This is a genomic window from Marisediminitalea sp. (assembly GCF_984433645.1).
The window spans coordinates 1-7,637 of sequence record NZ_CFIDRX010000197.1 but is presented as its reverse complement, the minus strand read 5'-3'; the positions used below and the strand labels follow the sequence as shown (position 1 = coordinate 7,637).

Sequence of the window (7,637 nt, the reverse complement as noted above, 5' to 3'; positions counted from 1 at the left end):
ACAACGTCTTTGTTTCTGACGCGCTGGAAACGCAAGTAATCTGGCAAAGTCAGCATAACGAAATTATCAGTGAGCTGGCGTATTGGGAGCGATTTCAATGGTTCCGTGTAGCGCGCTTTACTCCTGTGAATCCGTGGTTGATTACCTCATCGCCAAAGACTGAGATGATTATCTGGCAGCTCCCGGAAGGTAATCCCATTGCACAGTGGTGGGCTGAAGCTCAGGGCTTTGGCTCAACTGTTTTGGATATGCGTTTTACCAACCCTGCAACGTTGCGCACTGTTACATCTGACGGTGTTTTGCAGGATTGGGATATAGCAGACATCGCAGAACAGCGCGGCTCGTATTAATACCAATCCGCATAGAATATTACCCTATCAGCGAGACTGACAGGTTTTATGGCGAGGCTTATTTGCGCAGGTTTAGTGGTGCTAAATCAAGCAAATGTAACGAAGGCAGAAAGCCTGTCAGCCTCGCCCGAAGGGAGTGGCCAAATCGACTTAGCTCTGTGTTGCGGTTACTGGACGTAGAGTGACTATGCCTCAGTAACCGCGTCGTGATCTAAGTCGATTTGACTCACTCTGCTAGGGCAATATTCTATGCGGATTGGTATAGGGCCATTGGCTAAAGCAGTCAGGCGACACGGGTTCGCCTGCGCTTTTGCAATGCAGTATTAGCTTGGGAACGCAAAGCTCACACCTTCTCTGACGCCAGTTGAGGGCCAGCGCTGAGTAATTGTTTTTCGTTTGGTGTAAAACTTTACGCCGTCTGGGCCATAGGCATGCAGGTCACCAAACAATGAGCGCTTCCAGCCGCCAAAGCTATGGTAAGCAACGGGCACGGGCAACGGAACGTTTATGCCGACCATACCCACCTGAATATGGTCGGAAAAATACCGGGCCGCTTCGCCATCGCGGGTGAATATGCAGGTGCCGTTACCGTATTCATGCTCGTCTATTAAGTCCATAGCCTGTTGCATTGTCTCAACGCGAAGTACCTGCAGCACCGGGCCAAAAATCTCTTCCTGGTAGCTGTCCATACTGGCAGTCACTTTGTCGATTAGCGTTGCGCCAACGTAAAAGCCATTGGGGTAATCGGGAACTAGCGGGTTTCTGCCATCTACGACAATATCTGCGCCCTGTTGCTGTGCGCTGGTGATGTAGCCTTCTACCTTCGCTTTATGCGTCTGAGTGATCAGTGGGCCAAAATGGTTTGAGTCATGCTCGTAGCTGCCAACCCGAAGGTCTTGCATGGCAACTTTCAGCTTTTCAACCAGTTGTTCTGCTACCGTATTGCCAACTGCTACCACTACTGACAATGCCATACAACGTTCACCAGAAGAGCCGAAAGCTGCGCCTAATAGTTGGTTTACGGCATTGTCCAGGTCGGCGTCAGGCATCACGATGGCGTGGTTTTTAGCGCCACCCAACGCCTGACAGCGCTTGCCGTTGGCATTGGCGGTAGTATAGATATATTCGGCAATCGACGTTGAGCCAACAAAACTGACTGCCTGCACGTTCTGGTCTGTGAGCAGGGTGTCTACTGCGGTTTTGTCGCCATTAACCACATTGAAGACGCCATCGGGTAATCCGGCTTCCTGCAGTAATTTTGCCATGTAAAGCGCACAGCTGGGATCGCGTTCTGACGGCTTTAGTACGAATGTATTGCCGCAGGCTATGGCAAGCGGAAACATCCACAGGGGGACCATGGCCGGGAAATTAAACGGGGTGATGCCGGCCACTACGCCCAGTGGCTGAAACTCGCTCCAGGCATCAATGCCGGGGCCTACGCCTTTGCTGTATTCGCCTTTCAGCATTTGTGGGGCAGCACAGGCAAACTCGACATTTTCTATGCCGCGTTGTAACTCACCCGCGGCATCATGACTTATCTTGCCGTGCTCTTCGCCAATCAGTTTAATAATCGTATCGGCATGGGCTTCCAGAAGAGCTTTGAAGCGGAACATGACCTGAGCCCGCTTGTTTACCGGTGTATTGCGCCAGGCAGGATACGCCGCTTGCGCGCTGCTGATCGCTGCTTTTACGGTAGTGTCGGAGGCGAGCAATACCTGTTTGACAGCCTCGCCCGTTGAAGGGTTGTACACTGGCTGAGTGCGGCTTTCAGGGGTACACAGCTCACCGTTTATAAAGTGTCCTATTACGTCCATTTCTGTCTTTTTCCTACAACCTATCCGGCATGTTTAAACCTGAGCTGACAGCTGGCGATAGCCACGCTGGTGGTATAACAACGCGCCTGCCTCTGCAGCCTGCTTAATAGCCAGTACTTCACAAAACAGTACGTCATGTGTCGCGACGGTTTTACGGTCGGTGATAATACAGTCGAAAGACACTGCCGCGTCTGATAGCACAGGTGAACCGGTAAGTAAGGTTTGCCAGTGACCCTGTCCAAAGCGGTCGACCATTGCTGCTTTACCGCCAAAGATGTTCGACAAGTCCTGCTGGTCTTCGCGCAGCGTATTGATGGCCAGGTACTTACTGTGTTTAAACACTTCGTGTACCGAGGCGCTGCGATTAAGGCAAACCAGCAGTGTTGCCGGGCTGTCGCTAACGCTGCATACCGCAGTTGCGGTAAAACCCGCCGGGCCCACGCCATCGTTGAGGCCGGGTGTTGTGACGATGTTTACTGCGCCGGCCAGGTTGGTCATGCCCTGGCGAAACATCTCCGGCGTAACGCCATCTGACATTGAGAGTGAAGTACTTTCCATTACGGTAGTGGTCATGGCGAATTCCTTGTGATGATGAAAAATGAATGTGCAGGCTTAGAGCACCTGACATGCTTCGTCGAATGACAGGCGTGGTAAACGCTTATGGACTTTTTTGCCGTCCCCATACCCTATGTTCAGCAGAAAATTGACTTTCCATGTGCTGTCGGCGAAAAAGGTCTCATTCAGCAATGTGGGGTTAAAGCCCGACATCGCGCCGGTGTCGAGTCCAAGCGCTCTGGCAGCGTACATCAGATATGCTCCCTGTAACGAGCCGTTGCGTATGGCAGTCTCGTAGGCGGCTTCCGGGCTGGATGTAAACCAGCTTCGTGCATCGGCGTAGGGAAACAGCGTGGGCAGTTGTTCGTAAAACTCTGCGTCGAATGCCACGATAACCGTGCAGGGCGCGGTCATAGTTTGTTCAAGATTACCGCTCGACAAACACGGCTTGAGCTTTTCTTTGCCTTCCTGTGATGTAACAAACACAAAGCGGGCGGGGCAGCAGTTTGCTGACGTTGGGCCGAACTTGGTGAGTTCATAAAGTTGTTTAATTAGCGTGTCGGGGACGGGCTTGTCCTGCCAGGTGGTATGCGTATGCGCGTCGGTAAATATCTGGGCAAGAGCCTCATTGCTAACGGGAGTTGCCATAGTGAATTAGTCCTTTTACACAGCCTATGCGGCTTGTTGTTGGGTAGATAAAAACGTGAGAAGTGTGTTGTTAAACGTATCTGGTGTAGTGACTGAGGACGCGTGGCCGCCATAGTCAAACGCTTGAAGCTGTGCGTTGGGCAACTTATTTGCCAGTTTAAGTGACTGCTGCCAAGGCACCAAGACATCGTCTTTGTTTGCATAAACCAAAGTACGTGTTTGTATTTGTGCCAATGTGGCGTCGATATCAAACTGACTCAACGCCTCAATGCGTTTGAGTAAATTCGGCTGATTTGGGAAGTGTGCCAGCATGTGGGCTTCCTCCTGCTCAAGCTCGGTGATATGGCGGGCAATGTAATCCGGTGGATACAGGATCAGAGCCTGCATTTGTAAAAACATCTGCGGCTCACAGTTCGCTAGCAAAGTTTTACGAATAGCGAAGCATCTCAGAGTATGCGGGTTTGGCTGCGACCAGGCGTTCACCACGACCAGGTTGTTTATTAATGCTGGTTGGGTTTTGGCGAGCACCAGCCCTACCAAACCGCCCAGCGCATGGCCGACAAAATCACATCGGGAAACTGACAATGACGCTAACAGGGTCAGTAGCTCATCGGCCATATGCTCAATACTATAATCATCGGGCAGCGTAGCCGGACTGCGCCCTGTGCCTGCGTGATCGTAGAGTAATATGCGGTAGTCTTTACCTAACGCGGCCAATTGCCCTTTCCAGTAATGTGCCGAGCCGCCCAGACCGGAAGAAAATACCAGTACAGGCGCTGAGTCAGCTTGGCTGCCATGCCATTCATAGTGCATACGCGCTTATCCGATATGGGCAACGCTGGCTATTTCGATTAAGGCATCTGGCTTCACCAGTTCAACCTTAATGCAGTAACGCGCAGGTTTCTCGCCGGGGAAATACGACGCGTAAACTTCATTTACGGCTTTGTAGTTATTCCAATCGGTAATGAAAATGGAGTTAAAGGTAATGTCGTCCATGGTGCCACCGGCTTCTTCCACCACACTTTTGATGGTTTCCAGAACATGACGGGTTTGCGCAGCAGCATCGCCTACGTGCACAACATCGTTGTTCTCATCAAAGGGCAACGTGCCCGATACGTACAGAATATTGTCTGCCATTGAACCGGGTACGAAAGGCGCAATGGGGGTACTGGTTCCCGCAGGAATAATGGCTTTTTTACTCATGACCTGTTTCCTTGGTGTTAACTATGCTTGTTCGGCAAATAAGTGACAGAAATCGCTGGTTTGAGACACCCAGCCAAAAAACGTTTCAATGTTATAAAGTGACGCAGTTTGAATCTCTGGTGGACCGGCCTGATGAGTGGCATCTGCCAGCACCACACCAAAATATTCCAGAAAGAACCCATCCCTTAAGGTGGACTCAACACATACGTTGGTCGCGATGCCGGTAAAAACCAGATTGCGAATGCCGCGACTGCGCAACATGCTGTCGAGATTCGTATTGTAAAAGCCACTATAGCGGGTTTTCGGGATCACAATATCACCGGCTTGAGGGGTTAACTCATCCACCAGGTCGTAATCCCAGGTACCCTTCGCCAACAGTGAACCCATGAGTTCTGGATTCTTACGCATGGTTTTTAGCGCGTTGGATTTATACCAGTTGGGAGAGCCCGGCCCGCCTGCTTCCTTATACTCAGGGTCCCAGCCATTCTGAAAAAACACCACCGGCATACCAACAGCGCGGGCGGTGTTGAGGACTTTAATTGTATTAGCAATCACAGGTTGTGTGGTTGATACATCAAAGCCCGCTTTGTCCAGATAACCCATTTTACTGGCATAGGCATTTTGCAAATCCACCACAATCACGGCGGTTTTCGCCGGATCCAGCAACAGCGGCTCTGGCCGGGCTTTGAGTACTGGCGCCGCATTATCCCCATTTTCTGCGGCAAAATAGCCTGATATCTCAATCGGCGCAGTCGTTACCATTATGCCGCTCCCGGTGTGGCGGTAACGTGCTGTCTTGACTTCATTAATGGCTGAATTTTGGTGCCAAAGTCATCCATGCCTATTAAGAAATCATCGAAAGTCAGTAAGACACCGCCACACCCTGGTACGGTGGCAATCTCATCTAACATGGCAGCAACGGAAGCATACGACCCTACCAAAGTACCCATGTTCAGGTTGACTGCTGAAGTGGGGTTGGTCATGTCTCTGACGTTAGTATCTTTACCTGAGGTTTTGTCTGCTGCGCCTTGTTCTGCCATCCAGTCCAGCGCACTTTGGTCCTTACCCTCTTTATATAATTCCCACTTCGCCATGGCCTTTTCGTCTGTTTCATCGGCGATCACCATAATAAGTACAGCGGAATCGACTTTGCGTTCCTCTTTGGCTGCCGCTTCAATTAATCGTTCAGCCGTTGGCGCAAAGGCGGTTGGGGTATTGACCCCTTTGCCAAAGCAAAAGTTGTAGTCGGCATGCTTGGCGGAAAATGCCATACCTGCTGCACTTTGCCCGGCACAGATAATCGGGATCGGGCGCTGTGGTTTCGGTAACATGCGGCAATCGTCCATTTGAAAATGCTCGCCTTTGAAATCACTTTGCCCGGTTTCCCACAGCTCTTTGACCACCGTAATGTACTCTTCAAGGTATTCGTAACGGTTGCCAAAGAACTGATCGCCTGGCCACATGCCCATTTGAGAATATTCAGGGCGCTGCCAGCCAGTAACCAGATTGACACCAAATCGTCCGTTTGAAATGGAATCAATAGTCGTCGCCATTCTGGCCATGACCGCCGGTGGTAACACCAGGGTGGCGGCTGTGGCGTAAAGTTGAATTTTAGAAGTAACCGCGGCAAGACCCGCCATCAGCGTGAAAGATTCAAGGTTGTAATCCCAAAACTCGGTTTCACCACCAAAGCCCCGAAACTTGATCATGGATAACGCAAAATCTAACCCGTAGGCCTCGGCCTTCAGAACGATTTCTTTGTTTAAATCAAAGCTCGGTTTGTACTGGGGTGATGTTTTGGAAATAAGCCAGCCATTGTTGCCAATAGGAATAAATACGCCGATATCCATATTACTTCTCCCTTTTTAATAAAATGTCGTTAGATGCTTTTTTATTTACGGATAAACGGCTTGCGTTACCGCAAGGCCGTTCAAATAGTATTCAGCATAAAGTAGGCCAACTATTATTATTGTTATTAATCAATAGCTTGTGATATTTATGTGTTTGAAAGTGGACCTTTTGGTCCAATTTGGAGCGTTAAATTGTTTATCTTGTACTCAACTGGTGCAATGCGCAGCATCGTGTAGAATTGACATGCAGCACAATTAAAGGAATGTATGTACTGATGAAGTCTTCTTCTGCCGACCAGCCAGCGGCATCTCAAAAGCCGGCACGTGTGTTCAGACCGTCCACGCAAAAGCGACGGGAAAAAGCACTACAAGACAAACGCGAACGCGTTATGAAGGCCGCACTGGCCTTGTTCTCTCAACACGGTGTAAACGGCACTAGTGTCGAACAAATTGCCGCTAAGGCCAAAGTGTCAAAAACCAACCTGCTTTATTACTTCTCAAGCAAGGAACAGCTGTACCTGGATGTTATTAAGCATTTACTGGATGTGTGGCTTAAGCCACTGCATCAATTCAGTGTTGAACAAAACGCCATTGATACTCTTACCAACTACATAAAGGTGAAGTTGGAAATGTCGCGAGACAATCCGGCTGAGTCCAAACTGTTCTGTATGGAAGTGGTACAAGGCGCACCGCTACTATTAAATGAGCTGGAATCGCCACTGTGTAAACTGGTAGAGGAAAAGGCCAAGGTAATTCGTGCCTGGATCAATCAAGGGCAACTGGATGAGGTGGATCCATACCACCTGATTTTCAGCATTTGGGCTATCACCCAGCACTACGCGGATTTTGGCGTACAAGTAAAAGCCGTTACCGGAAAAGACCTGAATGACCCGGACTTTTTCCAAAGCACACTGTCATCGGTTACGCATATTATTTTAGGTAGCATTCGGCCGGAATAGGGTTGTTTTTATATCGCGGCTTTTTTGGTTAAGTCCCGGGACAAGCTAAGGTCCCGGAACAAGCCAAGGTCCCGGAACAAGTCCGGGATGACGGGGAGGAGGTTGTATCCTCGCAGTCGTCGTCCCGAAGGTGCCGAGCGCTTATTCCCATCCGTCGTCGTTGGAAAGTGCGGAGCGCTTATTCCCATCCGTCGTCCCGGAAAGTGCGGAGCACTTATTCCCATTCGTCGTCCCGGAAAGTGCGAAGCACTTATCCGG

General features: G+C 50.1%; 8 protein-coding genes and 1 pseudogene. 2 read left to right on the top strand and 7 right to left on the bottom strand.

What is annotated here, in order from left to right; genetic code table 11:
- A pseudogene (locus tag AC4MRN_RS18110) lies at positions 1 to 350 on the top strand (WD40 repeat domain-containing protein); the annotation flags it as partial.
- Between the two features lie 323 nt (positions 351 to 673).
- Here the strand turns inward: AC4MRN_RS18110 and AC4MRN_RS18105 are convergent.
- Genes AC4MRN_RS18105 through rutA form a run of 7 tightly spaced genes read right to left on the bottom strand, consistent with a single transcriptional unit; the run spans position 674 to position 6,420 of the window.
- A complete protein-coding gene (locus tag AC4MRN_RS18105; protein WP_491204070.1) occupies positions 674 to 2,164 on the bottom strand; it encodes a CoA-acylating methylmalonate-semialdehyde dehydrogenase in 1,491 nt (496 codons plus the stop codon).
- A gap of 33 nt (positions 2,165 to 2,197) precedes the next feature.
- Positions 2,198 to 2,737: a flavin reductase gene (locus AC4MRN_RS18100; RefSeq protein WP_491204069.1), complete on the bottom strand. Its 540-nt coding sequence runs from the start codon at positions 2,735 to 2,737 to the stop codon at positions 2,198 to 2,200.
- Positions 2,738 to 2,776: 39 nt separating this feature from the next.
- The gene (locus AC4MRN_RS18095) at positions 2,777 to 3,367 is read right to left on the bottom strand and encodes a malonic semialdehyde reductase (protein WP_370242459.1); all 591 of its coding nucleotides are present in this window, start codon (positions 3,365 to 3,367) and stop codon (positions 2,777 to 2,779) included.
- Between the two features lie 24 nt (positions 3,368 to 3,391).
- On the bottom strand, positions 3,392 to 4,180 hold the full coding sequence (gene rutD, locus AC4MRN_RS18090; protein WP_491204068.1) for a pyrimidine utilization protein D: 789 nt from the start codon (positions 4,178 to 4,180) through the stop codon (positions 3,392 to 3,394).
- A gap of 6 nt (positions 4,181 to 4,186) precedes the next feature.
- A complete protein-coding gene (gene rutC / locus AC4MRN_RS18085; protein ID WP_370242461.1) occupies positions 4,187 to 4,570 on the bottom strand; it encodes a pyrimidine utilization protein C in 384 nt (127 codons plus the stop codon).
- Between the two features lie 21 nt (positions 4,571 to 4,591).
- Positions 4,592 to 5,332: a pyrimidine utilization protein B gene (gene rutB, locus AC4MRN_RS18080; protein WP_491204067.1), complete on the bottom strand. Its 741-nt coding sequence runs from the start codon at positions 5,330 to 5,332 to the stop codon at positions 4,592 to 4,594.
- Positions 5,332 to 6,420, bottom strand: coding sequence for a pyrimidine utilization protein A (rutA, locus tag AC4MRN_RS18075; RefSeq protein WP_073316805.1), 1,089 nt, complete (start codon positions 6,418 to 6,420; stop codon positions 5,332 to 5,334). Before rutA ends, rutB begins: the two co-directional genes overlap by 1 nt.
- 275 nt (positions 6,421 to 6,695) lie before the next feature.
- Here rutA and rutR point away from each other — a divergent pair, with 275 nt between their 5' ends.
- Positions 6,696 to 7,379 carry an HTH-type transcriptional regulator RutR gene (gene rutR / locus AC4MRN_RS18070; protein WP_491204066.1) on the top strand — a complete coding sequence of 228 codons (684 nt, stop codon included), beginning with the start codon at positions 6,696 to 6,698 and terminating at the stop codon, positions 7,377 to 7,379.
- Positions 7,380 to 7,637: the final 258 nt, after the last annotated feature.